Origin of the sequence: Pseudomonas yamanorum, from assembly GCF_900105735.1 — a bacterium.
Taxonomy (GTDB): domain Bacteria; phylum Pseudomonadota; class Gammaproteobacteria; order Pseudomonadales; family Pseudomonadaceae; genus Aquipseudomonas; species Aquipseudomonas yamanorum.
In genome coordinates, this window is record NZ_LT629793.1 from 993570 (window position 1) to 1016739 (window position 23170).

At 58.5% G+C, this 23170-nt stretch carries 42 protein-coding genes and 1 pseudogene; 22 read left to right on the forward strand and 21 right to left on the reverse strand.

Going from position 1 to position 23170, the window contains the following annotated elements; genetic code table 11:
• Positions 1 to 51 precede the first annotated feature (51 nt).
• The 4 genes and pseudogenes from BLU46_RS33360 to BLU46_RS04925 all read right to left on the reverse strand — a co-directional run.
• Positions 52 to 135, reverse strand: a pseudogene (locus BLU46_RS33360) (HGGxSTG domain-containing protein); the annotation flags it as partial.
• A 296-nt stretch (positions 136 to 431) separates the two neighbouring features.
• Positions 432 to 641 carry a hypothetical protein gene (locus BLU46_RS04915; RefSeq protein ID WP_093199231.1) on the reverse strand — a complete coding sequence of 70 codons (210 nt, stop codon included), beginning with the start codon at positions 639 to 641 and terminating at the stop codon, positions 432 to 434.
• Positions 642 to 790: 149 nt separating this feature from the next.
• The gene (locus BLU46_RS04920; RefSeq protein WP_093199234.1) at positions 791 to 1135 is read right to left on the reverse strand and encodes a hypothetical protein; all 345 of its coding nucleotides are present in this window, start codon (positions 1133 to 1135) and stop codon (positions 791 to 793) included.
• A complete protein-coding gene (locus tag BLU46_RS04925; protein WP_003218335.1) occupies positions 1132 to 1470 on the reverse strand; it encodes a hypothetical protein in 339 nt (112 codons plus the stop codon). The genes BLU46_RS04920 and BLU46_RS04925 overlap by 4 nt, the downstream gene beginning before the upstream one ends.
• A gap of 105 nt (positions 1471 to 1575) precedes the next feature.
• Here BLU46_RS04925 and BLU46_RS04930 point away from each other — a divergent pair, with 105 nt between their 5' ends.
• Complete coding sequence (locus BLU46_RS04930; RefSeq protein ID WP_093199237.1) at positions 1576 to 2130, forward strand: hypothetical protein; 555 nt, start codon at positions 1576 to 1578, stop codon at positions 2128 to 2130.
• Between the two features lie 87 nt (positions 2131 to 2217).
• Here the strand turns inward: BLU46_RS04930 and BLU46_RS04935 are convergent, their stop codons facing one another.
• The 13 genes from BLU46_RS04935 to BLU46_RS05000 all read right to left on the reverse strand — a co-directional run bounded on the left by BLU46_RS04935 (position 2218) and on the right by BLU46_RS05000 (position 9992).
• A complete protein-coding gene (locus BLU46_RS04935; protein ID WP_093199240.1) occupies positions 2218 to 3066 on the reverse strand; it encodes a phage tail tip fiber protein in 849 nt (282 codons plus the stop codon).
• Positions 3067 to 3321: 255 nt separating this feature from the next.
• Positions 3322 to 3561, reverse strand: coding sequence for a hypothetical protein (locus BLU46_RS04940; protein ID WP_093199243.1), 240 nt, complete (start codon positions 3559 to 3561; stop codon positions 3322 to 3324).
• 163 nt (positions 3562 to 3724) lie between these two features.
• Positions 3725 to 4036 carry a hypothetical protein gene (locus BLU46_RS04945; protein ID WP_093199245.1) on the reverse strand — a complete coding sequence of 104 codons (312 nt, stop codon included), beginning with the start codon at positions 4034 to 4036 and terminating at the stop codon, positions 3725 to 3727.
• Between the two features lie 153 nt (positions 4037 to 4189).
• Positions 4190 to 4870, reverse strand: a complete 681-nt coding sequence (locus BLU46_RS04950) for a hypothetical protein (RefSeq protein ID WP_093199248.1) — start codon at positions 4868 to 4870, stop codon at positions 4190 to 4192.
• Entirely contained in the window at positions 4867 to 5499 is a 633-nt protein-coding gene (locus BLU46_RS04955; protein WP_093199250.1) for a recombination protein NinG, read from the reverse strand. The genes BLU46_RS04950 and BLU46_RS04955 overlap by 4 nt, the downstream gene beginning before the upstream one ends.
• Positions 5496 to 6011, reverse strand: a complete 516-nt coding sequence (locus tag BLU46_RS04960) for a hypothetical protein (protein WP_093199252.1) — start codon at positions 6009 to 6011, stop codon at positions 5496 to 5498. The genes BLU46_RS04955 and BLU46_RS04960 overlap by 4 nt, the downstream gene beginning before the upstream one ends.
• Positions 6008 to 6208: a hypothetical protein gene (locus BLU46_RS04965; protein WP_093199255.1), complete on the reverse strand. Its 201-nt coding sequence runs from the start codon at positions 6206 to 6208 to the stop codon at positions 6008 to 6010. Before BLU46_RS04965 ends, BLU46_RS04960 begins: the two co-directional genes overlap by 4 nt.
• Complete coding sequence (locus BLU46_RS04970; RefSeq protein WP_093199258.1) at positions 6205 to 6894, reverse strand: hypothetical protein; 690 nt, start codon at positions 6892 to 6894, stop codon at positions 6205 to 6207. Before BLU46_RS04970 ends, BLU46_RS04965 begins: the two co-directional genes overlap by 4 nt.
• Positions 6891 to 7604, reverse strand: a complete 714-nt coding sequence (locus tag BLU46_RS04975; RefSeq protein WP_093199261.1) for a replication protein P — start codon at positions 7602 to 7604, stop codon at positions 6891 to 6893. Before BLU46_RS04975 ends, BLU46_RS04970 begins: the two co-directional genes overlap by 4 nt.
• Complete coding sequence (locus BLU46_RS04980; RefSeq protein WP_093199263.1) at positions 7601 to 8440, reverse strand: DnaT-like ssDNA-binding domain-containing protein; 840 nt, start codon at positions 8438 to 8440, stop codon at positions 7601 to 7603. Before BLU46_RS04980 ends, BLU46_RS04975 begins: the two co-directional genes overlap by 4 nt.
• Positions 8440 to 9237, reverse strand: a complete 798-nt coding sequence (locus BLU46_RS04985; RefSeq protein ID WP_172834518.1) for a Rha family transcriptional regulator — start codon at positions 9235 to 9237, stop codon at positions 8440 to 8442. The genes BLU46_RS04980 and BLU46_RS04985 overlap by 1 nt, the downstream gene beginning before the upstream one ends.
• 314 nt (positions 9238 to 9551) lie before the next feature.
• On the reverse strand, positions 9552 to 9752 hold the full coding sequence (locus BLU46_RS04995) for a hypothetical protein (RefSeq protein ID WP_034120602.1): 201 nt from the start codon (positions 9750 to 9752) through the stop codon (positions 9552 to 9554).
• A 30-nt stretch (positions 9753 to 9782) separates the two neighbouring features.
• Positions 9783 to 9992: a hypothetical protein gene (locus tag BLU46_RS05000; RefSeq protein WP_093199266.1), complete on the reverse strand. Its 210-nt coding sequence runs from the start codon at positions 9990 to 9992 to the stop codon at positions 9783 to 9785.
• Between the two features lie 89 nt (positions 9993 to 10081).
• Here BLU46_RS05000 and BLU46_RS05005 point away from each other — a divergent pair, with 89 nt between their 5' ends.
• Positions 10082 to 10912 carry a S24 family peptidase gene (locus BLU46_RS05005; RefSeq protein ID WP_093199269.1) on the forward strand — a complete coding sequence of 277 codons (831 nt, stop codon included), beginning with the start codon at positions 10082 to 10084 and terminating at the stop codon, positions 10910 to 10912.
• A 49-nt stretch (positions 10913 to 10961) separates the two neighbouring features.
• Here the strand turns inward: BLU46_RS05005 and BLU46_RS05010 are convergent, their stop codons facing one another.
• Positions 10962 to 11282, reverse strand: a complete 321-nt coding sequence (locus BLU46_RS05010) for a DUF1654 domain-containing protein (RefSeq protein WP_087715906.1) — start codon at positions 11280 to 11282, stop codon at positions 10962 to 10964.
• A gap of 487 nt (positions 11283 to 11769) precedes the next feature.
• On the opposite strand from BLU46_RS05010, the gene BLU46_RS05015 reads away from it, so the two are divergent.
• The 14 genes from BLU46_RS05015 (at position 11770) to BLU46_RS05075 (ending at position 18428) form a co-directional block, all read left to right on the forward strand.
• Positions 11770 to 12354 (forward strand): hypothetical protein, encoded by a 585-nt coding sequence (locus BLU46_RS05015; RefSeq protein WP_157721266.1) that lies wholly within the window; start codon positions 11770 to 11772, stop codon positions 12352 to 12354.
• A complete protein-coding gene (locus BLU46_RS05020) occupies positions 12354 to 12554 on the forward strand; it encodes a hypothetical protein (protein WP_093199275.1) in 201 nt (66 codons plus the stop codon). The genes BLU46_RS05015 and BLU46_RS05020 overlap by 1 nt, the downstream gene beginning before the upstream one ends.
• A gap of 148 nt (positions 12555 to 12702) precedes the next feature.
• Complete coding sequence (locus tag BLU46_RS05025) at positions 12703 to 12900, forward strand: hypothetical protein (RefSeq protein ID WP_093199279.1); 198 nt, start codon at positions 12703 to 12705, stop codon at positions 12898 to 12900.
• 21 nt (positions 12901 to 12921) lie between these two features.
• On the forward strand, positions 12922 to 13182 hold the full coding sequence (locus tag BLU46_RS05030; protein WP_093199282.1) for a DUF551 domain-containing protein: 261 nt from the start codon (positions 12922 to 12924) through the stop codon (positions 13180 to 13182).
• Between the two features lie 19 nt (positions 13183 to 13201).
• Positions 13202 to 13639, forward strand: a complete 438-nt coding sequence (locus BLU46_RS05035; RefSeq protein ID WP_093199285.1) for a hypothetical protein — start codon at positions 13202 to 13204, stop codon at positions 13637 to 13639.
• Complete coding sequence (locus tag BLU46_RS05040) at positions 13636 to 13851, forward strand: hypothetical protein (RefSeq protein WP_093199288.1); 216 nt, start codon at positions 13636 to 13638, stop codon at positions 13849 to 13851. The genes BLU46_RS05035 and BLU46_RS05040 overlap by 4 nt, the downstream gene beginning before the upstream one ends.
• On the forward strand, positions 13848 to 14018 hold the full coding sequence (locus BLU46_RS33025) for a hypothetical protein (protein ID WP_172834519.1): 171 nt from the start codon (positions 13848 to 13850) through the stop codon (positions 14016 to 14018). Before BLU46_RS05040 ends, BLU46_RS33025 begins: the two co-directional genes overlap by 4 nt.
• Positions 14015 to 14257: a hypothetical protein gene (locus BLU46_RS05045; RefSeq protein WP_157721267.1), complete on the forward strand. Its 243-nt coding sequence runs from the start codon at positions 14015 to 14017 to the stop codon at positions 14255 to 14257. Before BLU46_RS33025 ends, BLU46_RS05045 begins: the two co-directional genes overlap by 4 nt.
• Before the next feature lie 156 nt (positions 14258 to 14413).
• Positions 14414 to 15574 (forward strand): hypothetical protein, encoded by a 1161-nt coding sequence (locus tag BLU46_RS05050; protein WP_093199294.1) that lies wholly within the window; start codon positions 14414 to 14416, stop codon positions 15572 to 15574.
• Between the two features lie 10 nt (positions 15575 to 15584).
• On the forward strand, positions 15585 to 16343 hold the full coding sequence (locus tag BLU46_RS05055; protein WP_197680874.1) for an ERF family protein: 759 nt from the start codon (positions 15585 to 15587) through the stop codon (positions 16341 to 16343).
• 6 nt (positions 16344 to 16349) lie between these two features.
• On the forward strand, positions 16350 to 16967 hold the full coding sequence (locus tag BLU46_RS05060) for a lambda exonuclease family protein (RefSeq protein WP_093199298.1): 618 nt from the start codon (positions 16350 to 16352) through the stop codon (positions 16965 to 16967).
• Positions 16964 to 17554, forward strand: coding sequence for a hypothetical protein (locus tag BLU46_RS05065; protein ID WP_093199300.1), 591 nt, complete (start codon positions 16964 to 16966; stop codon positions 17552 to 17554). Before BLU46_RS05060 ends, BLU46_RS05065 begins: the two co-directional genes overlap by 4 nt.
• Before the next feature lie 69 nt (positions 17555 to 17623).
• Entirely contained in the window at positions 17624 to 17947 is a 324-nt protein-coding gene (locus BLU46_RS05070; protein ID WP_093199303.1) for a hypothetical protein, read from the forward strand.
• Between the two features lie 58 nt (positions 17948 to 18005).
• Complete coding sequence (locus tag BLU46_RS05075) at positions 18006 to 18428, forward strand: hypothetical protein (RefSeq protein ID WP_093199307.1); 423 nt, start codon at positions 18006 to 18008, stop codon at positions 18426 to 18428.
• A gap of 20 nt (positions 18429 to 18448) precedes the next feature.
• Here BLU46_RS05075 and BLU46_RS05080 read toward each other — a convergent pair whose 3' ends face one another.
• The 3 genes from BLU46_RS05080 to BLU46_RS05090 all read right to left on the reverse strand — a co-directional run bounded on the left by BLU46_RS05080 (position 18449) and on the right by BLU46_RS05090 (position 19752).
• Positions 18449 to 18667 carry a hypothetical protein gene (locus BLU46_RS05080; RefSeq protein ID WP_093199312.1) on the reverse strand — a complete coding sequence of 73 codons (219 nt, stop codon included), beginning with the start codon at positions 18665 to 18667 and terminating at the stop codon, positions 18449 to 18451.
• A gap of 104 nt (positions 18668 to 18771) precedes the next feature.
• Positions 18772 to 19476 (reverse strand): hypothetical protein, encoded by a 705-nt coding sequence (locus BLU46_RS05085; RefSeq protein WP_093199316.1) that lies wholly within the window; start codon positions 19474 to 19476, stop codon positions 18772 to 18774.
• Positions 19477 to 19518: 42 nt separating this feature from the next.
• Positions 19519 to 19752 carry a hypothetical protein gene (locus BLU46_RS05090; protein WP_093210128.1) on the reverse strand — a complete coding sequence of 78 codons (234 nt, stop codon included), beginning with the start codon at positions 19750 to 19752 and terminating at the stop codon, positions 19519 to 19521.
• A 269-nt stretch (positions 19753 to 20021) separates the two neighbouring features.
• Between BLU46_RS05090 and BLU46_RS05095 the strand changes: the two genes are divergently transcribed.
• From BLU46_RS05095 to BLU46_RS05120, 6 genes are all read left to right on the forward strand, one after another.
• Positions 20022 to 20663, forward strand: coding sequence for a hypothetical protein (locus BLU46_RS05095; protein ID WP_093199320.1), 642 nt, complete (start codon positions 20022 to 20024; stop codon positions 20661 to 20663).
• Positions 20660 to 20971, forward strand: coding sequence for a DUF4406 domain-containing protein (locus tag BLU46_RS05100; RefSeq protein WP_093199324.1), 312 nt, complete (start codon positions 20660 to 20662; stop codon positions 20969 to 20971). Before BLU46_RS05095 ends, BLU46_RS05100 begins: the two co-directional genes overlap by 4 nt.
• Positions 20968 to 21396, forward strand: a complete 429-nt coding sequence (locus tag BLU46_RS05105) for a hypothetical protein (RefSeq protein ID WP_157721268.1) — start codon at positions 20968 to 20970, stop codon at positions 21394 to 21396. The genes BLU46_RS05100 and BLU46_RS05105 overlap by 4 nt, the downstream gene beginning before the upstream one ends.
• Positions 21397 to 21485: 89 nt before the next feature.
• The gene (locus BLU46_RS05110) at positions 21486 to 21875 is read left to right on the forward strand and encodes a hypothetical protein (RefSeq protein WP_093199330.1); all 390 of its coding nucleotides are present in this window, start codon (positions 21486 to 21488) and stop codon (positions 21873 to 21875) included.
• A 49-nt stretch (positions 21876 to 21924) separates the two neighbouring features.
• Positions 21925 to 22254 carry a hypothetical protein gene (locus tag BLU46_RS05115; protein ID WP_093199335.1) on the forward strand — a complete coding sequence of 110 codons (330 nt, stop codon included), beginning with the start codon at positions 21925 to 21927 and terminating at the stop codon, positions 22252 to 22254.
• Between the two features lie 57 nt (positions 22255 to 22311).
• Entirely contained in the window at positions 22312 to 23166 is an 855-nt protein-coding gene (locus BLU46_RS05120; protein WP_093199340.1) for a DNA adenine methylase, read from the forward strand.
• Positions 23167 to 23170 lie beyond the last annotated feature (4 nt).

The window sequence follows — 23170 nt, forward strand, 5'->3', positions numbered from 1 at the left end:
GCCCCTCTGTTCCTTGGGACCTGAACTCTTGCCGCCGTGTAGCTTGCAGCGAGAGGAACCCGGTATCGCGTGACGCTTGCATGGTTCCCCGTTGCCGCGCTTGGATGCGCCGCATAGGGCCATAGTCAGCCTCATTCATGGGGTTGGTTTTCGCAGAACGATTCATTCAATGCATTCGAACGTCATTCAATGATCATTCGATTGATTTTCCCCTCACCAGCCGCCGACCATCTTGGCCCCTACCGCCATACCGGCGACGAACACCAGCACGACCAGCAGCGAGCCAATGCTTGGGGTCATCGATTCCAGCGGTTGGCGCATGGGTGGTGGCTCGGGAGGCTTAACTGCCTGGCACGTACCGCACATTGGAATGCGCTGGTCCGTAATCAACGACACTCCGCACCCATTGCAAGCGGCGCACCTGGCGGGAGTCACGGTGCTACCTCATATTGGAATGCCCGATCAGCAGGCATGGCCGTCACAAACCGGCACCGGTGGGCGTCGAACTCTTCCCGGGTCGCAATGGTGCGCTCATACCGGGAGTTGGTCTTGCCGGTGAACCGCTCGCGATGAACGACCACACCATCACGCAGAAACTCGACTTCAGCCGATCCCAGTAGCTTGGTGACGATTACTTTCATTGGTCTAAGCCCCGAAGAAACCAAACATCGCTACGACAAGACAGACGATGCTAATTGCCGTGCAGAAACCCTTGATCCAGGCTGCGTCAACTTCTTTCATGTGACCTGTCTCGCGCCACGATTTGGCGCATTCGATTTCGTGGCGCGGATTACTGCTTGCGGCGCTCTATACCTTCGGGCGCCTTCGGGCAGCTCATGCAGTGCTCGCAGTTCAGCGTCCGACACAGCCAGACCTTCACCCGCTGCCAGTACGTGACCATGAAGATGTGCCGGGCACCGGCCAGGGCCAGGGCGACATGCAGCGTCAAGCCGGCAGTGGTCGGACCGAAGAAGATGTTCTGGCTGCGCGCCATGACGACGAAGCCACTGATGGCGATCGTCGAGTAGATCAGCTTCCCGAGGATGCCGTCCCTCACCTTCCCGCTCAGTACGCACCAAGTCGCCCAGGCCGCGATAAGGCCGCAGGCGATGGAGTTGATCAGTTCAAGATTCATGGTGGATTGCCTCCCCCGAACCGCTGGCGAATGAGCGCCCAGAGGTCAGCGGATTTAATGGCTCGATTGATGGCTGCCAGGAGCGAGCCGCCGAATGCGCCCAACAGGAAGCCGATACCGGCGACGATCTTCGGCTCGGTCACGCCCAGGTAGGTGCTGACCATGCTCGTGAGGTAGATCGAGCAGGCCATGCCGGTGATGAGGAAGATCATCCAGGCTCGCCAGTCGTTCAGGTCGTCCTTGTGCCACCAACTGGCGATCACGGCGCCGACCAGTCCTGCGATCAGCAATTCGAACCTGTCGATCTTGTCGAGCAGGCGCTGTAGATACTCCATGCGCTCGACTCCGTGGGGCATGAGGAATAAAAAAGCCCGCTCAGTGGCGGGCATATGGCTCCGTGCTATCGTTCGGCTTCCACACTAAACGGACGCACGAAGCTCATGGAAAAGGGAACAGACAAGACCGCAAGTATTCAGGTGACATTCACTACAGGGCACAGGAACCTGCCGTACGCCGTAAATCTTGAAGAAGATCACCACCCAATGATTTGGCTTTCCAGGGAGCCGGAGCGCATCGATGAGATACCTGAGTTTGAAGGCGAGCCAGAGCTGAAAGAGCTTGTACGCGCAATCAACGGGCCAGGATTGCATTTTGAAACGTTCCGATGCTCACACCGTACGGGCACGGATCATGGTCATGTCATTCGCACCATGTACGTCGCCGTGATCTTCAGGGATCGCAAACTAGCTGCGAGCCTGGACAATTACATGGTGTTGATTCGAGGCATTCTGACTGGGGTTGCGGAAAGTAAGGAGTTCCCCGATAACGCCCTTCCATTTGAAGTGCGGCTCCATAGGCATTGGCTGAAAGAGGAGGAACTGTGGGTGCACACGGCGGATATTCAATTTCACATTCAGGCCCTGGATGAAGCTCAAATGCGTGCCGAATTGGGCCGCCAAACCGTTTTCCTTGAAAAGATCCTAAATCACCCATAGCGATCGCCTTTGTGATTGAGCTGGGTAAGCAAAACTTCCAGCTCAATCCCTGCTGAGTCCCTCCCGGTTAGGGAGTGAAGGAATGGATTAGCTGGAGCGGTGAAGCAGGCCGCCAGGCATGAGTTCGTTGCGGATCACTGCCTTGACCTGGTCAGCGCGGTTCGAGGCCATAAGGTCTGCCTGCTCTTTCAGATCCTGGCCAAGCTTGGTCTCGCCGATCATGCCGGCGATGTCCCGAAGAATGTCCGATGCATCGCGGCCGTTGATGGCGAAGCGATCAGCCGACACCAGGAACTGCGACGGCAGCGCCGAACCGATGCCCGCCGCGTAGTACTTGCCATTCTCGCCAAGCTGCATCCGCACACCCCAGGCAGCGGGCCATGGCGAGTTGATGATGCCGTCCTTGATGGCGGCCTCACTGAGGTAGACCTTATCGCCATCAACCTTGAAGGACTGGGACTGCTCGGTTACCGGGTCAGGCTGGTCCAGATTGCCGAACCTGGCCCGCACAACACCATCGCAAATTATCGTAGTGCAACCACCCGCGCTCACGATCCGCGTTCCGGCAACCTTCGCCTTCTCCAGGCGTTGAGCCAATTCTTCCTCGGTTTCGAGGCGGGAGTAGCTCAGGAACAGACGAGCATTGAACGACTCATCGCCGTAGCTCGCGTCGAACTCTTCAAACTCAGCGGCGTGACGATACTGCTCCGGCACCCGCTCAAGCTCTGCCTGCATGAACTGGAGCAGGTTTGCGGCATTCTTGGGCAAGTCCCACTTGCTCCAGCTGGCCACTTCAACCGACACCATCTGGCGCTCTGGCGATTTAGCCGCGCTGCCGATGGTGCAGGAGCTCAGTTCGAACTCGCCCGTCTTCAGGTCGATCTTCAGGCCGGAAACGCCCGGCACGTAATTGCTGGATTGGATCGTGCGGGACATTTTCCGTGCCTCGTAACGAGAAAAGCCCCAGCGAATGCTGAGGCCCTGAATAGGTGTGCGCGTCTTTCCGCGCTGTCTGCCGAAGACGATCCATGTGTCGACGCCCCAATGCATCGATCTCGCCCTTCCTGTCTCGCGCCACTCCACAAGCATGTGAGGTCAGAGTGCACGGGCTGCCGGTGTTTTTCCGTAGCGCTGCACTACCGGCTTATCAGCGTCCAGGCCTTCCGTGAGGCTGCCCTGGCTACAGGAAAATCAGAAAGCGGGCGATATATCGAAGTAGTAATCCTTGCCCTCTTCGAAATGCTCGGCACGATCGGCAGCCACGTTTACGGTGTATTCGCCGTATGGGGTGTACTTGCCGTAGATCGCGTCTTCCTCCGCTGGATTGGCAGACCACACAGCACCGAAGTGCAAGCGGGTCAGTGATTCCGTCGAGCCCTGAACAGGCCCTTTGGAGCGGAGTGTCATTTTGCAGCGGGTAATTTTGGTCATCGGTAGATCCTCTGTATCGAATGAGCAGGAGGGTCTTTCCGGTCTTTCGCCTGCGTTTGTTTGGTACATCTGGGAAAGCATCCACTTGGGTAGCGGCTTTCCTCGGAGGTACAAAAAAGCCCGATGCGTATGTCCGGGCTTTTTCTATTGCTTCCAGGCCTATTCAGCCGATCGCGACACTTTCGCCAAGGCCAACACCTTCGGGTTCGGGCTTGGCGGAGGTCATCACGAAGTGGTTGCTGGATGCGCGCAGATTGGATGCCAAGCTTTCATCAGCGGACTGACTACCCGTTCGCCACATGGCGAGGGTCAGCTCCAGGCGCTGCATGGCGACACCCTGCGGCTCGGTGAGAGCGGTCAGGCAGTGCACGGAGCGGTAGGCACTGGCAATTGGCTCGGCGAATGCCGACAGGGAGAAACAGGACAGGCAGGCGGCAAGCGCCAAGCCCAGGTAAGCGGACATTCGCTTCATCATTCGGCATTCCTTTCGGCGGGTTTCTGATGGCAATAAAAAACCCGGCGCGGCGGCCGGGTTCTTGTTAGTCAGTCCTACACACGCAGGAATGACAGGATGGGCAAATAATCGGACATGCGGACATGAAATGCAAGCCCTTTTGAGGCCCTATTTTTAAGCTGCCTCGCTGCCTAGCACTCCTACTGCTTCCAGCATGTGTTGTGCATCGACCAAGGCCTCATTCACCAAAGCCTCGAGCGATCCCTTGATCGCCTGATTCCAGCGCCGGTAGGTGCGATCGGTCAGCCCCTGGCTATCCCAGTTCGTCATGTCGTAGTTCGACTCGGCCAGAACGATCATCTCCCCCGGCTTCGACTCGGCGACAGACCTGGCGTGCTTGTTGGCGCGGGCCACGTCGGCATCAGCCGCCTTGTTGCGCCAATCCCACTGGCCATCCTCCTTGTTTTCCCGGTGCTTTGGCGCTTTGACCTCGACCACGGCGCGCTGAACACCCTTCGACTGCTGCGGAACCGCCCAGACCAGCACGGCCTGTTGGGTGAATCGCAGTGGCGCCGGCGTAGGCACAACCGCAACAAGGCGACCGATTGAATCGATCTTGCGCCCGCGGTGGGTGCTGTACTTGGCCACCAGTGCATTCCAATGGCGCGGACTAAGCTGGGCGTGCAGTAGCTTGTGCACGATGCAGTCAGCGAGAAGCGCCGCATCCTTGCCGGTGATCTCGCCTTTGAGCTTGCTGGTCTGCACGCGCGGCTCGACGTTGCAGCCGCCGGCGCTGTTGATGGTTTCCGCTGCCAGAGCACGGACGACTGCCGAAATGACGTTTTGATAGTTCATGCTGCCGCCCTCTTCAGCTCTTTGATCATTGCCCGGTATTTGGCCTTGAGGGCCTTGATCTCTTCCACGGTGTATTTGCAAGGAGGGTGCAGCCCTTCCAGCCATGCCACCTTCTCGGCACCGATGCGCTGCACCAGGCGGATGCGGTACTCCACCGCATTGCCGGACAGGTTGCGGTTGCACTTCACGCACTGTCGGTGGATGTTCAGCGGCTCGAAGCGCAACTCCGGACAGGCGCCGACGGAGCGGTAATGTCCAGCGTCCCACCGACTGCCAGTCATGAGATCGTTGTCGTTCGGCGTGGAGTCGCAGCTGATGCAGGGCAGGTGCGCGTCACGCAGGCGCACGTACTCGTTCACGGCGGCCTGGGCCTCGCGCAGATGATCCGCCCTGCTCTTCAGCTTCTCCTTGCGGACCTTGATCTCGCGGCGCCCTACTTCGGCCAAGGCCTTCCCAGCGATCGCACGGCCTTTCTCCGACTGGCCGTGAGCAATGGCGCACTCGATCTCGCCGCACACTGCCTGGCCATTGCGCGCAGGCACGAACATGACTCGGCACTCCGGACAGCGCTTGCGACGTGGTGCGCCAGATTTGAGCGGGGTTTTACGCTGTAGTGGGGTGCGCTTCATGCGGCCTCCTTGAATGCTTCGAACTCGGCCATCTCGGTAAGTCGCTCTTCCGTGAGCGTTGGCCAGTCATGCAACACCAGGTACGCGCAGCACTGCCGCCAGAAGTCTTGGAAGGTCTCCTCTCCCATCGAGTCGTAGGAAAGGCTTCGGGGTGTCTTGCGGGTGAGCTGGCCCAGGCCAGGGATGTCGAACGCTTCCTCGTCGCAGTACACGCCCGACTCCAGTTGCAGGGCCTTGATCGCGTCGTGGGACTGCTTCCCAGAGAACCGGTCGATGTTCTGGCTCAGCACACGGCCCAGGCCGTGGACCAAACCGTTGAATCGGGGGTTGCGCGGCTGCTTGAGGTCGGCGCGGATCTTCGCATTCATCTTGAATTCACGCTCACGCAGGATCGACCGGTCGGCGTCTGAGGACGGCACAAACGCGGCGACCTCTTTGCCGGTGGCTGGATCGACCAGGCGGCGCAGAACCAGGTACACGGGCATCGGGCGAGGCTTCGCTGGCTTGGTCATGGCTTCACCCGAAAGAATTCAATTTCGAATGGACCGACGTAAACCCGGACGGCAGGCTTGGAGTCGAGCTTCGTGAAATAGAAATGCCAGTTGCGCGGGCGGAACCCGAAGAGCAGCCATCCCCGCTTGAATCCGAAGCTGACCATGTAGCCGTCGCCGCGGTATTCGTCACTGAACCTCCCGTAATTGGTCTTCATGACTGCTCTCCTTGGCCCATGGCGGCCGAAGAAAGCTCGCCAAGCACCAGCGCAGCAATACCGAAAGCCTCGACGCCCATCGGGGTTACTCGCAGAATGTCGTTCATCGCGGAAACCAGCGCCTCGTTCTCGGCCTTGAGCTGGTCGCGCTCGGCACGGAACGAATCACTGAGCGCCTTGTTCGTGACGATGAGTCGATCCAACAACTCATTTTCTTTGATCAGGCGATTACGGACATTGCAAGCAGTCGCATACGCCTCTTCAAACGGCACAAGCCTTTTGTTCTCAGTCTTGAGGTGATCAAGGTTCGCTTCCTGCCGACGAATGCGCGAAGCCGCCGCGAGCAACACAACGGCAAACGGGTCTGAATCGCCATGGTCCGAATTCTCCTGTAGCGCCTGAGCGTTATCGACCAACTCCTTGATCAGGTCTTCGGCCAGCCAGTCATGCGGACCTTTCAGGGCGTTGTTCTCGGCGATCAGGGCCAGAACTACGGCAGGGTTGGCGGCGGCAATGAATTTCAGCGCCGCGTAATACGCCTCGTCTTCCACGTCATGTCCTGCATCAGCATCGAGCAGGTGCCGGGTGTATCCGTCATCCTTGAAATACAGGGAGTCGTTCTCGACCAACCAAGGGCCAGTCGGCGCCGCTTCGCACAATGCTTTCAGATTTTTGTTGTCGCTCATGTCCGTTGCTCCGCTGTCTTCTTGCCGAACTTGGCCAGCAGCAGCGCACGCGCTGATTTGCCGTCAGTCGGGATGCCCTGCTGAAGGATTCGCGCTTGGGCCTGCTGGTCGGCCAGCTCGTTGGCAAGTTCGAAGGCCGTCTTCTGGCTGTCGTGGCCGATGCCGGTGGCGATCCGGCCGTCGAGCGGTTGCATGGCCTGGGCGCGGCGAAGGATGATTTCGTAGTTGCGGTCGAACCTGGCGCGCAGCCCCTTGTCCTCCTGGCGCGCGCCGCGCAGATCGAAAAGACCGGTAGCCTCGGCGGCCAGCTTCACCGCTTCGTGGCTGTACGTGGCCATCAGCGCCTCGATCCAGGCGTCACCAACAGCCGGCATGCCGAAGTCTTCAGGCCCGGGCGCGCACATGGCGATGAACTCACCAACGCTCGGCGCGAAAGGCTTCTTGAGCTTGCGGCACTTCTGGATGCCGAACTCGATCTGCTCCAGAGTGCGGATACCCTCGTCGGCGAACTCCTTGATCCACTCGGCTTTGGCGGCGTCGAGTGCTTCGGTGGATGGCCAGGCCTGGCGCCATGCTGGGAAGATCCCGCGCAGCCGGCGGAACAGGTCGTTCACCACTTCTGCCGTCTGTGGCGTCACCTGGAGCGGCTGGGCGTGAATGGCTGGCGGAAGGTTGCCCATGGTCGCCATCAGTCGGTTGACTGGCTTCATGGGCTCACCACAAGGCCTTCAGCCCAGGCATTGCTGTCGAAGTCAGGCTCGGTGTTCTGGCGGCGCGCCGGGAACTGGCGAACGTTACTGGCCCGATTCTTGTCGTCCTTGACCCATTTCACCAGCAAGGAGACCCATTTAGATTGGGTTTGCAGGAGTCCGGTTGTTTCGTGGTGAGCGGTGAATGGGGCTACAGCGTCCTTGGTGAATAGGTCAGTCGAGACGCCGAAGTGGACACAGTAGGTCTTCAGCAGATTGGCGTCAGGCATCCAATCCAGGGTCATCTCGACAGGGGCCTTTGGGTCAACGGGTGGCTCGGCCTCTTCCGGGGGAAGGTCTTCGAGATCATCGAAGCCTTCGAAGCCCGAGCCCGGAATTTCTTCGCCCGCGTTGAGAGAGTGGTGTTGATCCCTTCCCTTCCCTTCCCTTCCGGGGGTGAGGACTCGACCACCATTCGACGACTGCTCGTCGAGGACTCGACGACTACTAGCCGAACTATCGTCAGGTGAAGCAACAAAAGCAGGATATTTGAAGGTGCGTTTGTCGATTTTCTGGTGACTCCAGCCCTGCACATGCAGGTAGGTTTTGCCCTCGACTGAGTAGAGAGCAATCAGGTTGGATGACTTCAGCTCGCCCAGCAGCCCATCAATCGATTCAACGGTGATGTCGTCGCCAGGGAACACGAGGGCCTTAATGGTCCGCGGCGACAACGGGTGATTGCCACCGTCGTCGCAGAAGTTCCAGATTCCAATGAATAGGAGGCGAGCCAGCGGCGTACAGGACATTACCTGCTCACTCGACCAGAACTCGGGCTTAACGGTACGGATGCGAGCCATCACGCGGCCCCCTTGAATGCTTTGTCATGGGTGAACAGGCCGTCCCAGGTCTTCTTCATGGGCAGCTCGCCGGCCAGGTACAGGTCGTACAGGCGTGCGGCGCCCTTCTTCAGCAGAACGGGCGTGTAGGAGATGAACGGGTCTTTGCCGTGCGGGGTAACTTCGACCTGGTGCTCGGTCATGTACTTGTCGCGGGCGTACGAGCCAACGCGGTGACGAGTGCCCGACTTGCTCTCGTTGTAGAGCCAGCTGCGCGACTCCAGGTAATTCCCTACCTGCATCACGTTGACCCCATTGAGGCCCTTACAGAACTGGGTGTGGGTCATGCCTTCCTTGAACAGGTTCTCCAAGGAGTGGATCTTGGTGGCCTGCTGCTCGACCTGGGCGGTGAGCATTAATCGGGCCTTTTCAGACTCCATGGCGATCTGCAGGATTTCGATGGTGGAGAGCGGCTGAGGCTGAGCCACCTGAGACTCCAGTTCGTGCCAGCGGCGAATCACGGTCATGCGCATAGCGGCGCTGTAGCCGGTCAGCAGGCAATCGGTGTGTTCTCGATCAAGCAAGTATTCGGTTTGCTCGCGGTTCAGCGGGTCGAGGTAGATACATCCAAAACTGGATGCATCCTTGCCGAGCTCTTTCATCATCGAAATGACGTCGCGCTTCACATGAAAATGCGCCTTGCCGGTCAGCTCAGCGATTTCCCGCGTCGACATAGTTTTGCGCGCCACGTTTTCAGCAATCGAAAAACGTGGCGCGGAATTGATTGGGGTATTGATCGTTTCTGTTGGATGGTGCATGATTTGCTCCACAACGCGTTGAAGATAGCCGGGTCACTACCCCGGCTTTTTTTTGCCTTGAATTTGGCAGAGGCCCTCTGGATTACCCTTAAGAGTCCCTGCCAGAGGCCCTCATTGGGGTAACCAACTGAAGGACTGGTGCCTTCTTCCGGCCGACCTCTGAAAGCGCCCCGCTTGCGATTGATGTTTCCATCATTGCGTTGATGGCCTGGGCAAAACTCCACCCGTTCTGGCGCATCAACCCCTCCACTGCTTGCCGCGTTTTAGGCGGCAACTTTTCAAGCTCAATGCTCATTCGGGCCTCCAAAAGGCCTCTAGCCCGCGATATCTTCTTGTTTGTCCTGCATGAGTTCTTCGATAACACCGTTGGAAACTGCCCACTCGATGATTTCGTAGAGATACGTGGCGTGCTGCATACGGGTTTTGCTGGCGGCTTTACGCAGAATCCGATCAAGCACTGGTTCGAAACGAACCTTCACCGGGATGGCGCGCTTTTGATTGGGGTCCATGTACATACTTCGATGCTCCTGGCTGATGAATTGGGTTTAAGCGGCGGATTTCTTGATCGACTGGGCGGGGTCGTCTTCGCGCTTAGCGACAAGCGCACCGCACGACTCCTTCTCCAGAACGCATTGCATTGGGTAGGAGAACCCGCCAGTTGTCCGGCACTGAGATACCCGGCTACCGGTCACGCCAAGGGCGTCGCCGATAGCGCGGCCGGTGCCGAAATGTTCAAGTGCTTGGTCGTAGGTCATGGTTATGTCTCCAGTGTCTACGCCGAGTTTAGAGTTCTTAACAGCACAAGGCAAGTTATCTAAACACTCTTGTGTTTAGAATCCTAAATATGGAATTCAAAGACCGTGTAGCGGCGCGCATGAGAGAGCTAAACCTCAACGCGACCGACATCAGCAAACTCACTGGCGTTTCTAAGGCGACGGTGAGCTTTTGGATGGGCGGAATAAATGGCGCAAAGGGGAAAAACCTTCTTTCGCTGGCGAAAGTCTTGGAGTGTTCGCCGGACTGGCTTTCTGAAGGAACCGGTCAGCCGGGCGATGCGGTGGCGGTCGATGGACCCAAGGCAGGCTCATCCAGCGCGGAGCTGGTAGCACACATGCTGGCGTCTAAGGCCGGTAAAAACCTATCGAGCAAGGCGCGAGAAATGGTACTGGCCGCAGCGGTCGAGGCCGACAGCACGGATGCGAATGATCAATCTTACATGCCCGCAAATATTGCGTCGCTGCGCCCGCTCAAAGAAGAGATCCTGATTCCCCAGTACGACGTACGCGGGGCCATGGGCCATGGACAGGTGCCGGCCGACTATAACGAGGCCGTGCGCAACCTGGTGGTGCGAGAGGAGATGTTGCGCGAAAAAGGCGTGACCTATACGTCCACCACAGCCCTGGCGATGATTACCGGCTGGGGTCAGAGCATGGAAGGCACAATCAACGACAAGGATCTGGTGATTGTGGATCGGGGAATCGTCGAGTTCATTGGCGAGGGTATCTATGTGATCACTTGGCACCAGGAGCTCTACATTAAGCGCATGATGCGACTCGATGAAGACCACTACCGACTGATATCCGACAATCCGCACTATGAAAACCAGACTGCGCGCATTGATGACGTGACGATCCACGCAAAGGTTTTGCTGATTTGGAACGCTCGCAAAGCTTAGGCTTGGCGAGAGGTCGAAAGCCCGCCATGCGCGGGCTTTTTATTGCATGTCAAAAAGGTGCGGGCTCGTCTTCCACTACCGAAAGCTCTTCATGCTGCTGGACGGCCGGGTCATTCTCCGTCGACGCTTCCCATTTCAAGGTGACAGTCCCGTCGTCATTGAACGTCATTTCTATGCCGTCGGTATCCGATAGCAGCCCCATCACTTCGTCCCACTCCCGATCACCGTCGCTGTCCAGGCGATGGATAGTTACCCAGCGCTGCTGCTGGGCGACTGGGTGATTGATCATTGAGGATACGCGCAGCCCAAGGCTCTCAAGACCAGTCATTACCACCCTCTCCTGCTGTTCCTGCTTTTTCTTTTTTGCCATTTCTAAGCTCCTTCTAGCTGTATGTTTATACAGTAATGGAGCGATCATACCCTGCCGTTTTCCCACGCGTAAACCACCATTTGCCTACACGCCTCTCGGGTAAGCTTCGGTCCTACTGTTTAGTTTTCTTAAAATAAGTGTTGACAAATTTTGTTTAGTTTTCTAAATTGGCGGCATCGCAGCGACTTACGAGGGCCTGCGAAGGGCCTCCGCCCGCCGCTCTTTGGTTTCACCCCTTGCCGGATCACCACCGGCCCAGATTCAAAGGCAGCGATGAACCGGCCTAAACGGTTCAGAGGGTTGGCAACTGACCCGGGCGTGCAGCGTAAAGCGCCAAGAACAGTTATCCAGCGGGAGAACAAGCCGAAAGGCCCGCGGCTGGAGTGATATGTGATTCAAGCCGGTGACCGACGCCAGTAGCGGGTCAAGGCGCCACAGATTTACTGATGCCGCTTCTATGAGGCGGCATTGGAAATCAGAGGCAGAGGTGAAGAAGGTGAAGACATGTACGAAGTGTCAGCACTCCCTTCCTGAGGGTGGTTTTTACAAGAGGAAAACATCTAGTGATGGGCTTGCCAGCTCATGCAAGGAATGCAGTAAAAAATATTACGCGCTCAACAAGAGCGAGATAGCGGAAAAGAGCAAAGCTCGCAGAAATAAAGATCTCCAGGCGTATAACGCAAAAAGTGCCGAATCTTATCGGCGCCGGAAAGATGCGGCTCGGGCGCAGCATGCCAAGCATTACCAGCAAAACAAGACAGAGATTCTAAAGCGTCATGCGCGCTACCGGGCTGAGAACAAAGAAAGAATCAACGCTCGATATGCCGAGTACTCGCAAAAAAACAGATCGACGCTTATAGAAAAAGGCAGGCGCTACCGAAGTGGCAATGAAGCAGTGAGGCGTAGGGCGAGAGAGCGAGCCCGACTGATAGTCACGGGACTGAGCTCGTCCTACATCAAAAGCCTCATTGCCAGAGGATCACCTCTAAGTTTTGAAGAAATACCCGAATCGCTTATTGAGATAAAGCGGTTGCAGATTCAGATATTGAGAGCAGCAAAGGAAATTACCTGATGAAAAATGCTGAAGCATTACGAAAAAATCTGGCTGACGTTTTTCGCCAGCTGCAAGCCGGTGAAATCAACGCCAAAGACGCATCCGAGCTGGCAAACCTGGGCGGCAAGATGATCAACAGCGCCAAGGTGCAAGTCGAGTACTTCGCGCTTCGCAAAGAGGCGCCAAAGATTGCCTGGCTTGAGCAGGACGCCGAGTAGGACGACCAGCGCTATGACAGCCGGGAAAGACCGGCACCTACCCTTCCCCACCTCTATTACGTCAGCACTCTTCCCCCGCGCCCATCGGCAACCAGCGGGAGGCATGAGTGTTGAACGAATACAGGTGAACCAACGAATGGAGAGAGTCATGCCTGAGCAACGAGCGCCATATCCACGGTCGGCGGATAACGCTGGCCAGATGAACCTGCCCGAGGGCAAGACCTGCGGCGACTGTGTGCACTGCAAGCGCTGCACCACGATGTTCGGCCATATCCCGGCTGACCAATCGTGCGACTGGAGCCCATCGCGCTTTCGTGAAGCTGTTCAGGTCGCAGTCTCCGCCTAACCCCAAACACTGGAGGTCGCCATGAGCGATTGGATCAGCGTCAACGACGACCGCAGGCCTGAGCATCGCTGCGATCTGCTGGTTTCCGTGAAGTACATCCGCCGCCATGAAAACGAAGACGGATCCCCGAACGATGAAGAGGGAAGTGAAGTAGCAATGGGCGAGTACGTGCCCGTTTGCAACGGCCGCGACCTCTCCTACTTCGACAGCTACAGCTCCCCGCACGGCGATGACTGGTGGATCACGCACTGGCAGCCGCTCCCCGCCCCGCCCACTGAATAACGCCACCCTGGAGGCGACCATGAACGCAGTATTGAAGATATGCCAAGAGCGTTACGACGCTCAGTTGCCTCCAGAGGTCAGCGAGAGCGACGAGGTGACGGACTGGCTGGAGCATTCGGCGGAGCGCCTGGTGTGCGGCGTCGACATCAAGTGGAAGCGCCGCTACGGCCAGCCGCAGGTCGTGACGTTCGACCGGTTCTGCACGGTGCTGCAGGGTCACCTAAACCAGCGCCAGATAGACGGTCTGGATCAGCGCGATTCGTTTGCCCGACTGCTGCTGTCGGCAATGCTGGGAGGTCAGGGCGATGCCCGCGCTCATGCCGCCGACCTGCTCGGGGAGCAACAGCCGATAGCGGCAGTCGAGAAGATCGCTGTAGCGCTGCTGAGGCCGTATGCCACCGACGCGGTAGCAGCAGAGCGGGAAGAGGCAGAAGACGACGTGGAGGGTGACCTATGAACCAGCACACCGCCCTCGCCCGCCTGGGCCTGGAAATCGCCAAGATGAAGAAGTCGTGCACCCCGGTGCCGGATCGCACCTTCGTCATGGGCATGATCGAAATGGCGGAGTTCGCCGAAATCATCAACACCCCTACCGCCAACCGTTACCGCGATGCGCTGGACGCCAAGTTCGTCGATCGCAATGCAGAGCTCAAGAGGGCCGCAGCATGACCACCGCACCGGTTAAATCACTGGTCGACGAGCAGATCGCCGAGATTGAACGCAGCCCGATCATCCTCGGTGCTGGCCTACCGCGCGACCTACCGGTATCGGCACTGCCGCCCAAGCTTGCTGCTGCGATCAAGGGCGGACGGATCGCGGTGAGGGTTCGGCCATGACGATGATTTGCGGAAGCTGCAATCAGGCCGGGATTCGGTGGGTCGGCCCATTCAGCAATTTGACCCATACCGAATGCCCGCACTGCGGTGGCACCAACTGCCAGTTGGTTGATCAGCCAGAGCCGGACGAGCCTGAAACTGCCGCTTGTGGTTGCGGCGCCGAGGGCGAGGTGAACTACGACGACGGAACCGAGCGGCGTTACTACTGCTACAGCGCCTTGTCGATGTGCTCGCCATGACCGCCCACCAGCGCACCCGGCGCCTACTCATCTGGCGCGGCTCCTTCTCCGCCCTATCCCTCTGCACCTTCCTGATGTTGCTCAGCGCCCTCGCTGACCGAATCACTCAATAACCAACACCTTCAATCGCTGCGAGCTTCGCGGCAAGGAATCCCCATGTCCGCACAACAGCAGGTCATCACCATCGACGACATCAGCGCCGACAACGCGCCGGCCATCTACGTAGCTGGCGGCCTTGGCCAGTTCTTCGACGCTGTGAAGGCAGAAGTAACCGGCGAGGTGCCCGACCTGACCACGGTGAAAGGTCGCGCTCGCATCGCTTCCCTGGCCGCAACGGTGAGCAAGTCCAAAAAGGCCGTCGAGACACCTGGTCGCGACTACCTGAAACGCCTGAAGGAAATGCCCAAGGTGGTTGAGGCTGAGCTACGCGAGTTCGTCGACGCTATGGATGCGCTGCGGGACGAGACACGCAAGCCTCTGACTGAATGGGAAGCTGCTGATGCTGCCAAGAAGCGGGAGATCGAAGCATGGGTGGGCGAACTACGCCTTGACCCGCTGACCATCAGCACTGCCGACTCCGAATACCTGAAAATCAGCATCGGCGCCTTTGAAGGAGTCGTGATTGACGGCGAGTGGCTTGGCGATCACGAGGCCGAGGCGCTGCGCTTGAAGGCGGACACCTTAGAAGCGCTGCGTGCCGCCCTGGTGAAGCGCGAACAATACGAGGCTGAGCAGGCCGAGCTTGTGCGATTGCGCGCCGAAGCTGAAGCGCAGGCCCAACGCGACCGCGACGCGGAAATTGCCCGAGTCGCCGCCGAACAAGCACGACTCCAGGCCGAGCAACAGGCCCAGGCCGAACGTGATGCCGCAGCGCGCCGCGAGCAGGAACTGCTGGACCAGGCCGCCGCCACTCAGCGCGCCGCCGCACAAGCTGCACTGGATGCCGACGCCGCCGCCGAACGCCAGCGCCTGCAACTGGAACTCCAGGCCGAACAGTCCCGCGCAGCAGCGGCACAGGCCGAAGTAAACCGGTTGGCCGCCGAGCAGCGCGCCGAGCAAGACCGACTCGCGGCCATCCGTCGACAAGAGGAAGCCGTGGAGCAGGCGCGACTGGCTGAGATTGCCCGGGCGAACGCTGCGGCTGACGAAATCCTGCGCCAGGCTGCTGCGCGTGAGGCTGACCTTGAGCATCAGCGTTCAATCAACGGCGCGGCGCTGAAAGCTTTTGTCGCTGGCGGAATGACCGAGGAGTGCGCGAAGCAAGCCATCAAGCTGATCGCCAATCGCAAGATCCCCGCCATTTACATTTCTTACTGAGGCTTCCCGCATGTCCCAAGAAATCATCATGCCGCTGGAGCGCGATCGCCAAATGGCCGCCCAGCCAGCGCAAGAAATCAGCATGTTGTCGACCATCAGCCGGCTTGCCCTTGATCCTCGCTGCGACATGGACAAGCTGGAGCGCCTGATCAAGCTTCAGGATCGGATGGAAGCGAAGAGCGCGCTGGAGGCGTTCAACGCCGCCTTTGCAGAAATGCAGTGCGAAATGCCCTCTGTTGAGAAACGCACCGAGAACACGCACACCAAGAAGATGTACGCCGATCTGGACGACATCAACTACGCGGTCCGCCCGGTAATGGCCAAGTTTGGCTTTGGCGTCTCGTTCAAGATCGTCAACCAGGCCAATGGCGTCAGCATTACCGGAATCCTGATGCACAAGGCCGGACACCGCGAAGAAACGACCATGATCTTGCCGCTTGATACCGGCGCCGGGCGTAGCGCCGTGCAGTCAGTTGGCTCAACCACTACTTACGGCAAGCGTTATGTCATGTGCGCCCTGCTCAACATCACCAGCGGCGACGACAACGACAATGACGGCTATGTCGAACCGTCCGATCAGCTGGTAACCCCAGCCCAGGCACGGCAGGTTCAGGCTCTGCTGGATAAGTGCAGCGAGGCTGTCCACGCCAACTTTGAAAAGATGTACGGCGACCCTGGCCAGATTGCGAAGTCGGCGTTTGACGGCGTGGTTGCGGGGCTGAACAACTCAATCTCAAAAGCCGCCAAAGCGGCGCAGCAAGCGGGGTAAACAGCCATGCAAATAATCACTGAGGTTGAACAGGGCTCGCCTGAGTGGCTGGCCCTGCGCCTGGGTATCGTCACATGCTCAGAACTGGAATGTCTGCTGGTCAACGGCAAAGGCGAGGCAGGTTTCGGCACTGGCGCCTTCACCTACATGAACACGCTCATCGGCGAGCGCATCACCGGCGAAGCTGCTGACCCGTTCATGGGGAACCGTCACACCGAGCGCGGCCATGAGCTGGAAGGCGTTGCCCGAAAGCTGTACGAACAGCGTGAAGAGGTCGAGACCAAGCAGGTTGCAATCATCCTGAACCACGGCGCGGGCTATTCGCCCGACTCGCTGGTAGGGGCTAAGGGCCTGACGGAAATCAAAACCAAGCTTCCGAAGTTTCAGGTCGAAGTGATCCTGTCCGGCGACATTCCAAAGGAACACGTCGCCCAGTGCCAGGGCGGCCTGTGGGTGTCGGAGCGCGAGTGGATCGACTTTGTGTGCTACTGGCCTGGCATGCCGCTGTTCATCAAGCGCGCCTACCGGGACGAGGCGATGATCCGCAAGCTGTCGGAGCGGGTCAGCACATTCTACGAAATCTTGGACGACCGGATGAATCGGGTCTTGGGGATCGCAGCATGATCAGCAACCACCTCAACCTGGTCGAGGCGCTTCGCCCGGCCTCGGATGAACTGGCGGCACAGGTCGCCGAGTTTGTGGCGGCCGGCGGCGAAATCGAAATTGCCGAGCCTCCGCCGCCGCCGAAGCCCGTCGTGTATGTGCCCCAGGAGCCGCCAGCGCCGAAGCCGTTTGTTCGCCGGCGCGTCGATGCGACACCCCTGCCCTATGCACCAATCAACGCGCGCGCCGAGAAGCGCACAAAGCTGATTGAGAAGGTGGCAGAACTGGCAGCGACTCACACCCAAAGCGAAGTTGCTCAGTTGCTCAAGGTCAGCCGCAGAACACTCTGCGGCATCACGCAAGAGTTTGGGATCAAGTTCAAGAAAGCGGTGCGCGGCGGCAATCAAGACCCTGAGCGCCAAAAGCAGATGGAAGAGCGCGATGCCAAGTTTGCAGAGCGTATCCGTGCCTTCTTGGAGCTGGGCATCACTCGCCGCCAGTGTTGCGGAAGGCTCGCTATCAGTAATAAGACCTTCGAACGGATCATCGCCGCCCACGACATCGACTACCCCAAAGCGCGCCAGGGCAGCACTTCATGCGCCGCATAGCCCGCATCCAGCAACGCAAACGTCAAACTTGGCTCGCACTGCCGGCCAGCGGAATAGAAGAGGTAGGCCATGGCAAAGACTGTGCAGGAACGCTCGGCAAAAACTGCCAGGAAGCGCGTGGCACTTGCCGAAGAGGAATTGAGGCTCAGGGTTCGCCCAGGCACCCGGCAGGCCCTGGCCGATCTGATGGAGTGGTCAGGCATTACTGAGCAAGGTGAGGCGATGACGCTGATGATTCATCACCTGCATGCGCTGGGCTCGAAAGCCACATTCCTGCTTGATCCGCCGCGCCACAAAATCCAGATATCCGAAAACGTGGCGCGGGAATTCCGCAATAAAAGCCTTCTCGCCATTCAGAAAGACCCAGGCGACGAAATCATCGAGCCAGCATAACCCACCCTACTCGCTGCATCCGGTAACCCGGAGGGCGGCGCCTGACTGGAGATAATCCATGAGCAACATTCCTCCACGCCCGAAAGCTGACAAAGCAATGATCCTCGCCGCTTGCGCTGTTGTGGCCGAGAAGATCAACGCGGACGCCGAAACCATCGCCCAGCACTACCGCCGCCACATGGATGGTTTTGAGCTGGCAAAGGAACTCGATAAGTACGCGTCCTGGGATACCACTCGGGATGACATGGAAGCACTAGATGAGATCGACTATCTCGTAGACCGCGCCGAGGATTTGGCAGTGAAGGCGTGGGCAGAAAAGTTCAAGCCGGAACCTCCACTGCCTATCGGTACAAGGGTGAAGCAGGGCGTGATCACGCACATCTACGCATATCAGCCGGCGATGTATTGCGTCAAAGAAGATGGATGCACGAACGACACGCGCAGCCTTCTTATCAAATTCGAAGACGCTGTGGCCGCCTGACCCGCCCTCACCTATTGCGATTAATCTGGCTTCAATGCCAGTACCGTGGCGTGCGCTTCACTGATCTCCTGACACGCCATCGCGACATACGGATGATCTACTTGGCGGAACGGGCTATGTCCTATGATCAGCCCGTGTGCAAGGTCCAATAAATCCTTGGTCCTGGCGCCAGCCGCCTCTGATGCGGCGATAACGGCGATGAGCGCCTGCTCCAGCGCAATTTCACGATCAGTAGACATCTGTTTCTCTCCTTGTTCCGGCTCCATGCCGGTCACCCGTAATACCCTAGCGGAACCCAAGCGGCAAATAATTTATACGGATATTCGACGCTTTGGCGAGAATATTATCCCACCTCAGGACGCTTATCGGACTCATCGTTATGCCCGCTTAATATGCTGGTTCGAATTCGGTCCAATCCCAGAGCTAAACTTTTCCTTACATCATGAACATTTCTAAACTCCGTCACGGCCAACTCAACTGATAGTCGTGCAAGCTGATCAATCGCAAATCGGGCCTCATCCCGATGCCGAAGGATGCTATCGAAAAATGCCTCATCACCTGGAAGAGATGATCGATGACCTTCATCACGATCAAATCTGTAAGCTGATTCGTTTTGCCGATCCCACACGCGCTCATAGATAGAGATATGTTGATCAACCACTTTTATAGCTGTGTCTTGTGCAGCGCTGACTTGGAGCACCCTCGCATCGCTGGCCGCCTTAGTCATTTGGTTGAGCTGAGTGTCGAATGTTTGCTGCTGTAGTACGTTCATGCTCTTGAACTCCGCCTTCTGCACCTCAAGCAACTCACGCTGCATATAAACGGTTTTCAAGACAGCGAGCAAAGTTACAAACGAGACAAGAGGGCCAAATATCCCACCTATATACCCTCCAAAATTAGACCACTCTCCGGAAGTTATAGACAGGCCACCTCCAAATTTTGACCTATATAAAACCACGGCAATAACTAATGCGAGGGTTACGGCGAAAACTGAAAACAATAGAAACCCTAGATATCGGTCTTGAATGCTACGATCAGTGTTTATCATAAGATTCTATCCTTCGAAATATTGGATCGATATTCCTTTATATCAACGAATCACGCCAGCAATCAGCCTGGCCCCAACCTCACGCCCAGCCACTTGCGCCAGGCCACGGTCAACATAGGTTCGGTCACCCGCAACAACCGGCACCACGACTTCACCACCACGCTTTACCTCGACGTTGATACGCCAGGTCTCCCGGCCTTCCTCGTCCTTGTCGCACTCCATGTAGTTCCAAACCTGAAAGCCTTCGATCTCATCGTAAATATCGTGCTTTGTCATGGCCCAGCCCATTTAGAGGAAGGAGCCATCGTAGCTCAAAGCCAGCCGGTACGGATGATCACAGTGATCAGGCGAATGGTGGCGGCGATCAGGTTTATCCACTCGGTCAGTCGTTTCATCCGGCAGCGCTCCAGGTGGTTGATGAGCGCATGTTGGGCCCTTACCAGCCCGCTGCTCAACGCACAAGGCTGTGGGTAAGTCCTAATCGTTATTGACCACCGCAGGCCCCCCCACTCCACCGCCCGGGCATGGCCCGGCAAGGACTCCCCATGCCTACAGAAAACAAAGCCGCCGCGCCCCTGCAGGTGGAGCGCTCAACAGTAACGAAGCTGGTAATCACCGGCGCGCCAAGGCTCGATCCGATCACCGTTTTCCTCGAGGACTTCGGCCGACGCGACTGCCCGACCGAATCCGACCCGAACTACCAGACAGCTCAAGGCAAGATCACAATCAACTGCTGGGACAACAGCTGGAATGCCTACTGGGGCGGGATGGGCCCGCGAACCGTCGCCGAGTTCGTCGCCGACTGCGGCTGGGACTACGTCCTAAACTGCCTGGATCGTGGGATCAGCCCAACTGTATTCAGCGGAGACGCGCTTCACACCCTGGCCAAAAAGTGCATCGTACAGCGCCGCCGGCAACAAACCGGGCGTCACGAATGGGAGCTGGGCGAACTGAGCAAGGATGAGGCGCGCGACCTTTGGCACGACATCGACTCATTACGCAGCATCGAGAGCCCGAACGAGTGCTGGCATCAGAGCGAACTGCTGACTGAGCTGTTCGGGGATGAATGGCATTACTCGCTCGACGGTAAAGCTGTCGAAGAAAATCACGAGTTCACCTACCTGCGGCGGGTTGTCGAAGCTGTGCAGCAGGCGCTGCGCCAGGAACAGCAGCAGGTGGCCGCATGAAGCGCATCTACCTCAGCGGCCCCATGACCGGCCTGCCCGGCCTCAACTTCGCCGCCTTCCACGCCATGACCACCAACCTGCGCGCCGGTGGCCACACCGTCACCAACCCCGCCGAGATCAACCCCGACGGCGGCTCCTGGAACGACTGCATGCGCCGCGACATTGCTGCCCTGATGGACTGCGACACCGTGGCCACCCTGCCCGGCTGGGAGCATTCAAAGGGTGCCCGCCTGGAAGTCCTGATCGCCGAACGCCTCGGCATGACGGTTGTGAAAGCCCATGATCTGGTAACGAGGGAGGCTGTATGAGCCGTTTCTGTTTTTGTAACTGCCCGGCGGGCTTCTCGGCTGAGCCTGAGCGCCACGCCCCAGACTGCCCAGGCCGATCCGGCGCAGGCAAGGCGCGGACTCCAGTGCCAGCAACCTCTCCGGTGCTGAAGGTGACCGCCGCCGAAGAGCTCGACGCCGTCCTGCACTGGCGCAACAAGCACGCGATCGCGGTCAGGGAGCGTGACGGCCTGCAGGTGAGTTTGAACACCGCGGACCAAACGATAGACGACCTGAACGCGGCGGTTTCCCGGCGGACGAAGCGGGTTCGAGATCTGGAAGCGCAGCTGGCCTGCGCCGTGGACGCACTCAATGAGGTCGTCAAGGTCTCAGCCATGTACGAAAAGCCTTTCGAGATTGCAACGCTTGCCATAGGCGAGCTGTCAGCCAGAGCAAATTCTGCCTAAATCCCGAAAGGAGTACATCCGTACCCTTTCGCAAATCCTGTAACCCCTCCCCCTTCAAAGTCAGCCGCTATAGCGGCAAGGACGAAGTCATGCCCAAAGAAAACAAACACGACTTGGCTGAAGCTGACCGCAAGCTACTCATTCAAGCTGCGCACTCCGCCCGCATCGATATCGAACCGTGCACCTGCAGCGATCCAAAGTGGCCTTTCCGGCTGGCTGGCAAGTCCGGTGTCCGTGGGCATTGGAACCCGCTCATCAACGACGGGGATGCGCTGCGCTTGGCGGTGGTCATGGGCCGCATGGAGCGCCTGGGCGTGGCCATTCACATCGTCGAGCCGTTCGACGGCGACACCGGGCCTTACACCTACGTGGACGCCGAGAAGTTCGGCGAGCACACGATGTACCACCACGCCGATCCGTTCGGCGCAACGCGCCGCGCAATCGTCGAGGCTGCCGCCGAGATTGGGAGGCGGCCATGATCGCCACCCTCTGGTTCGCCTACGTCTTCATCTACAAGGTGCATAGGCCATGAACAGGATGGTCAACGTCCGAACTGAAGAACTGGCCGGCCCAGCGCTTGGGTGGGCAATCGGATCAATCGAAGAGCCTGAACGGCCGGCAAGAGGTCAGCTGCAGTTGGTCTTCTACGCCAGCCCGATTGACGACGTGCAGTGCGAGAAGCTGATAGCCAAGTATGCCGTCTGGGTCGAACCGGGCCATCGCTTCAACTGGTTGGCCGACACAAAGCGCGATCCTTTCGAGCGCCAGCATGGTGAAACCAAGGCGATTGCAGTGTGCCGCGCAGTTTTGGCGGCAACAATCGGCAACACCGTCAGCGTCCCCGCCGAACTCATCTAAACCCAATCCCCCTACATGCCTGCCGGTGAGCGGCGGGCGCACGCCTGGAAAATAATTATGACCATCACCGCCCCGGTCATCCGGTACCACGGCGCCAAGTTCCGGCTTGCGCCGTGGGTATTGCAACACTTCCCACCACACACCTGCTACGTAGAGTCGTTCGGCGGCGCCGCTGGGGTGCTGATGCAAAAGCCTCGGTCGTATGCCGAGGTGTACAACGACCTCGATGGCGACATCGTTAATCTGTTCAGGGTCTTGCAGGATCAGGACTCGCGATCGGGACTTGTCGAGCGCCTGGTATTCACACCCTATTCCCGCGAAGAGTTCGAACTGTCCTGGGAGCCGAGCGCCGAGCCGATCGAGCGTGCAAGACGGACTATCATCAGGGCGCAAATGGGGTTCGGCTCCGCCGGTGCGACTAAGGGCGTGACCGGCTTCCGCATCGACACCAAACGCCAATACGGCACAGCCCAGTCACTCTGGGCCTCCTATCCGGAGCAACTTGCCGAGGTTGGCCAGAGGCTGAGCGGCGTGCTAATCGAAAACCGCCCCGCGATCGAGGTGATCAAGGCGCACGACGGCCCGCAGACATTGCATTACGTCGACCCTCCCTACGTGCATGACACCAGGTACAAAGGGGCGTCGAGCGGCCGGTACTACAAGCACGAAATGGATGATGCCGCACACCGCGAGCTGCTCGGTTTTTTGCTCGAGCTAGAAGGAATGGTCGTGCTGTCGGGATACCCGAGTGACCTGTACGCGGAGCTTCTACCAGGCTGGGCGAGCTACAGCACATCCGCCCGCATCAGCGCCAGGCGCGGCACGGCCAACCGAACCGAGTGCATCTGGTTGAACCCCGCCTGTGTCGATCGCGTAAGCCAGATCGGCCTGGACCTCTGCGAAAGAGCATAACCCT

What these genes read in the sequence shown, in the direction of transcription:
- BLU46_RS05115 (WP_093199335.1), top strand. Translation starts at nt 21,925, where the DNA reads ATGAACAGGATGGTCAACGTCCGAACTGAAGAACTGGCCGGCCCAGCG.
- BLU46_RS05000 (WP_093199266.1), bottom strand. Translation starts at nt 9,992, where the DNA reads ATGACCTACGACCAAGCACTTGAACATTTCGGCACCGGCCGCGCTATC.
- BLU46_RS04965 (WP_093199255.1), bottom strand. Translation starts at nt 6,208, where the DNA reads ATGAAGACCAATTACGGGAGGTTCAGTGACGAATACCGCGGCGACGGC.
- BLU46_RS04960 (WP_093199252.1), bottom strand. Translation starts at nt 6,011, where the DNA reads ATGACCAAGCCAGCGAAGCCTCGCCCGATGCCCGTGTACCTGGTTCTG.
- BLU46_RS04950 (WP_093199248.1), bottom strand. Translation starts at nt 4,870, where the DNA reads ATGAACTATCAAAACGTCATTTCGGCAGTCGTCCGTGCTCTGGCAGCG.
- BLU46_RS05025 (WP_093199279.1), top strand. Translation starts at nt 12,703, where the DNA reads ATGCCTGAGCAACGAGCGCCATATCCACGGTCGGCGGATAACGCTGGC.
- BLU46_RS05110 (WP_093199330.1), top strand. Translation starts at nt 21,486, where the DNA reads ATGCCCAAAGAAAACAAACACGACTTGGCTGAAGCTGACCGCAAGCTA.
- BLU46_RS05050 (WP_093199294.1), top strand. Translation starts at nt 14,414, where the DNA reads ATGTCCGCACAACAGCAGGTCATCACCATCGACGACATCAGCGCCGAC.
- BLU46_RS04935 (WP_093199240.1), bottom strand. Translation starts at nt 3,066, where the DNA reads ATGTCCCGCACGATCCAATCCAGCAATTACGTGCCGGGCGTTTCCGGC.
- BLU46_RS04940 (WP_093199243.1), bottom strand. Translation starts at nt 3,561, where the DNA reads ATGACCAAAATTACCCGCTGCAAAATGACACTCCGCTCCAAAGGGCCT.
- BLU46_RS05065 (WP_093199300.1), top strand. Translation starts at nt 16,964, where the DNA reads ATGATCAGCAACCACCTCAACCTGGTCGAGGCGCTTCGCCCGGCCTCG.
- BLU46_RS05055 (WP_197680874.1), top strand. Translation starts at nt 15,585, where the DNA reads ATGTCCCAAGAAATCATCATGCCGCTGGAGCGCGATCGCCAAATGGCC.
- BLU46_RS04920 (WP_093199234.1), bottom strand. Translation starts at nt 1,135, where the DNA reads ATGAATCTTGAACTGATCAACTCCATCGCCTGCGGCCTTATCGCGGCC.
- BLU46_RS04945 (WP_093199245.1), bottom strand. Translation starts at nt 4,036, where the DNA reads ATGATGAAGCGAATGTCCGCTTACCTGGGCTTGGCGCTTGCCGCCTGC.
- BLU46_RS04925 (WP_003218335.1), bottom strand. Translation starts at nt 1,470, where the DNA reads ATGGAGTATCTACAGCGCCTGCTCGACAAGATCGACAGGTTCGAATTG.
- BLU46_RS05020 (WP_093199275.1), top strand. Translation starts at nt 12,354, where the DNA reads ATGAAAAATGCTGAAGCATTACGAAAAAATCTGGCTGACGTTTTTCGC.
- BLU46_RS05045 (WP_157721267.1), top strand. Translation starts at nt 14,015, where the DNA reads ATGACGATGATTTGCGGAAGCTGCAATCAGGCCGGGATTCGGTGGGTC.
- BLU46_RS05085 (WP_093199316.1), bottom strand. Translation starts at nt 19,476, where the DNA reads ATGATAAACACTGATCGTAGCATTCAAGACCGATATCTAGGGTTTCTA.
- BLU46_RS05075 (WP_093199307.1), top strand. Translation starts at nt 18,006, where the DNA reads ATGAGCAACATTCCTCCACGCCCGAAAGCTGACAAAGCAATGATCCTC.
- BLU46_RS04975 (WP_093199261.1), bottom strand. Translation starts at nt 7,604, where the DNA reads ATGAAGCCAGTCAACCGACTGATGGCGACCATGGGCAACCTTCCGCCA.
- BLU46_RS05010 (WP_087715906.1), bottom strand. Translation starts at nt 11,282, where the DNA reads ATGGCAAAAAAGAAAAAGCAGGAACAGCAGGAGAGGGTGGTAATGACT.
- BLU46_RS05005 (WP_093199269.1), top strand. Translation starts at nt 10,082, where the DNA reads ATGGAATTCAAAGACCGTGTAGCGGCGCGCATGAGAGAGCTAAACCTC.
- BLU46_RS04980 (WP_093199263.1), bottom strand. Translation starts at nt 8,440, where the DNA reads ATGGCTCGCATCCGTACCGTTAAGCCCGAGTTCTGGTCGAGTGAGCAG.
- BLU46_RS04915 (WP_093199231.1), bottom strand. Translation starts at nt 641, where the DNA reads ATGAAAGTAATCGTCACCAAGCTACTGGGATCGGCTGAAGTCGAGTTT.
- BLU46_RS05035 (WP_093199285.1), top strand. Translation starts at nt 13,202, where the DNA reads ATGAACGCAGTATTGAAGATATGCCAAGAGCGTTACGACGCTCAGTTG.
- BLU46_RS04955 (WP_093199250.1), bottom strand. Translation starts at nt 5,499, where the DNA reads ATGAAGCGCACCCCACTACAGCGTAAAACCCCGCTCAAATCTGGCGCA.
- BLU46_RS05100 (WP_093199324.1), top strand. Translation starts at nt 20,660, where the DNA reads ATGAAGCGCATCTACCTCAGCGGCCCCATGACCGGCCTGCCCGGCCTC.
- BLU46_RS04970 (WP_093199258.1), bottom strand. Translation starts at nt 6,894, where the DNA reads ATGAGCGACAACAAAAATCTGAAAGCATTGTGCGAAGCGGCGCCGACT.
- BLU46_RS04985 (WP_172834518.1), bottom strand. Translation starts at nt 9,237, where the DNA reads ATGCACCATCCAACAGAAACGATCAATACCCCAATCAATTCCGCGCCA.
- BLU46_RS33025 (WP_172834519.1), top strand. Translation starts at nt 13,848, where the DNA reads ATGACCACCGCACCGGTTAAATCACTGGTCGACGAGCAGATCGCCGAG.
- BLU46_RS05095 (WP_093199320.1), top strand. Translation starts at nt 20,022, where the DNA reads ATGCCTACAGAAAACAAAGCCGCCGCGCCCCTGCAGGTGGAGCGCTCA.
- BLU46_RS04930 (WP_093199237.1), top strand. Translation starts at nt 1,576, where the DNA reads ATGGAAAAGGGAACAGACAAGACCGCAAGTATTCAGGTGACATTCACT.
- BLU46_RS05090 (WP_093210128.1), bottom strand. Translation starts at nt 19,752, where the DNA reads ATGACAAAGCACGATATTTACGATGAGATCGAAGGCTTTCAGGTTTGG.
- BLU46_RS05060 (WP_093199298.1), top strand. Translation starts at nt 16,350, where the DNA reads ATGCAAATAATCACTGAGGTTGAACAGGGCTCGCCTGAGTGGCTGGCC.
- BLU46_RS05120 (WP_093199340.1), top strand. Translation starts at nt 22,312, where the DNA reads ATGACCATCACCGCCCCGGTCATCCGGTACCACGGCGCCAAGTTCCGG.
- BLU46_RS05070 (WP_093199303.1), top strand. Translation starts at nt 17,624, where the DNA reads ATGGCAAAGACTGTGCAGGAACGCTCGGCAAAAACTGCCAGGAAGCGC.
- BLU46_RS04995 (WP_034120602.1), bottom strand. Translation starts at nt 9,752, where the DNA reads ATGTACATGGACCCCAATCAAAAGCGCGCCATCCCGGTGAAGGTTCGT.
- BLU46_RS05030 (WP_093199282.1), top strand. Translation starts at nt 12,922, where the DNA reads ATGAGCGATTGGATCAGCGTCAACGACGACCGCAGGCCTGAGCATCGC.
- BLU46_RS05080 (WP_093199312.1), bottom strand. Translation starts at nt 18,667, where the DNA reads ATGTCTACTGATCGTGAAATTGCGCTGGAGCAGGCGCTCATCGCCGTT.
- BLU46_RS05105 (WP_157721268.1), top strand. Translation starts at nt 20,968, where the DNA reads ATGAGCCGTTTCTGTTTTTGTAACTGCCCGGCGGGCTTCTCGGCTGAG.
- BLU46_RS05040 (WP_093199288.1), top strand. Translation starts at nt 13,636, where the DNA reads ATGAACCAGCACACCGCCCTCGCCCGCCTGGGCCTGGAAATCGCCAAG.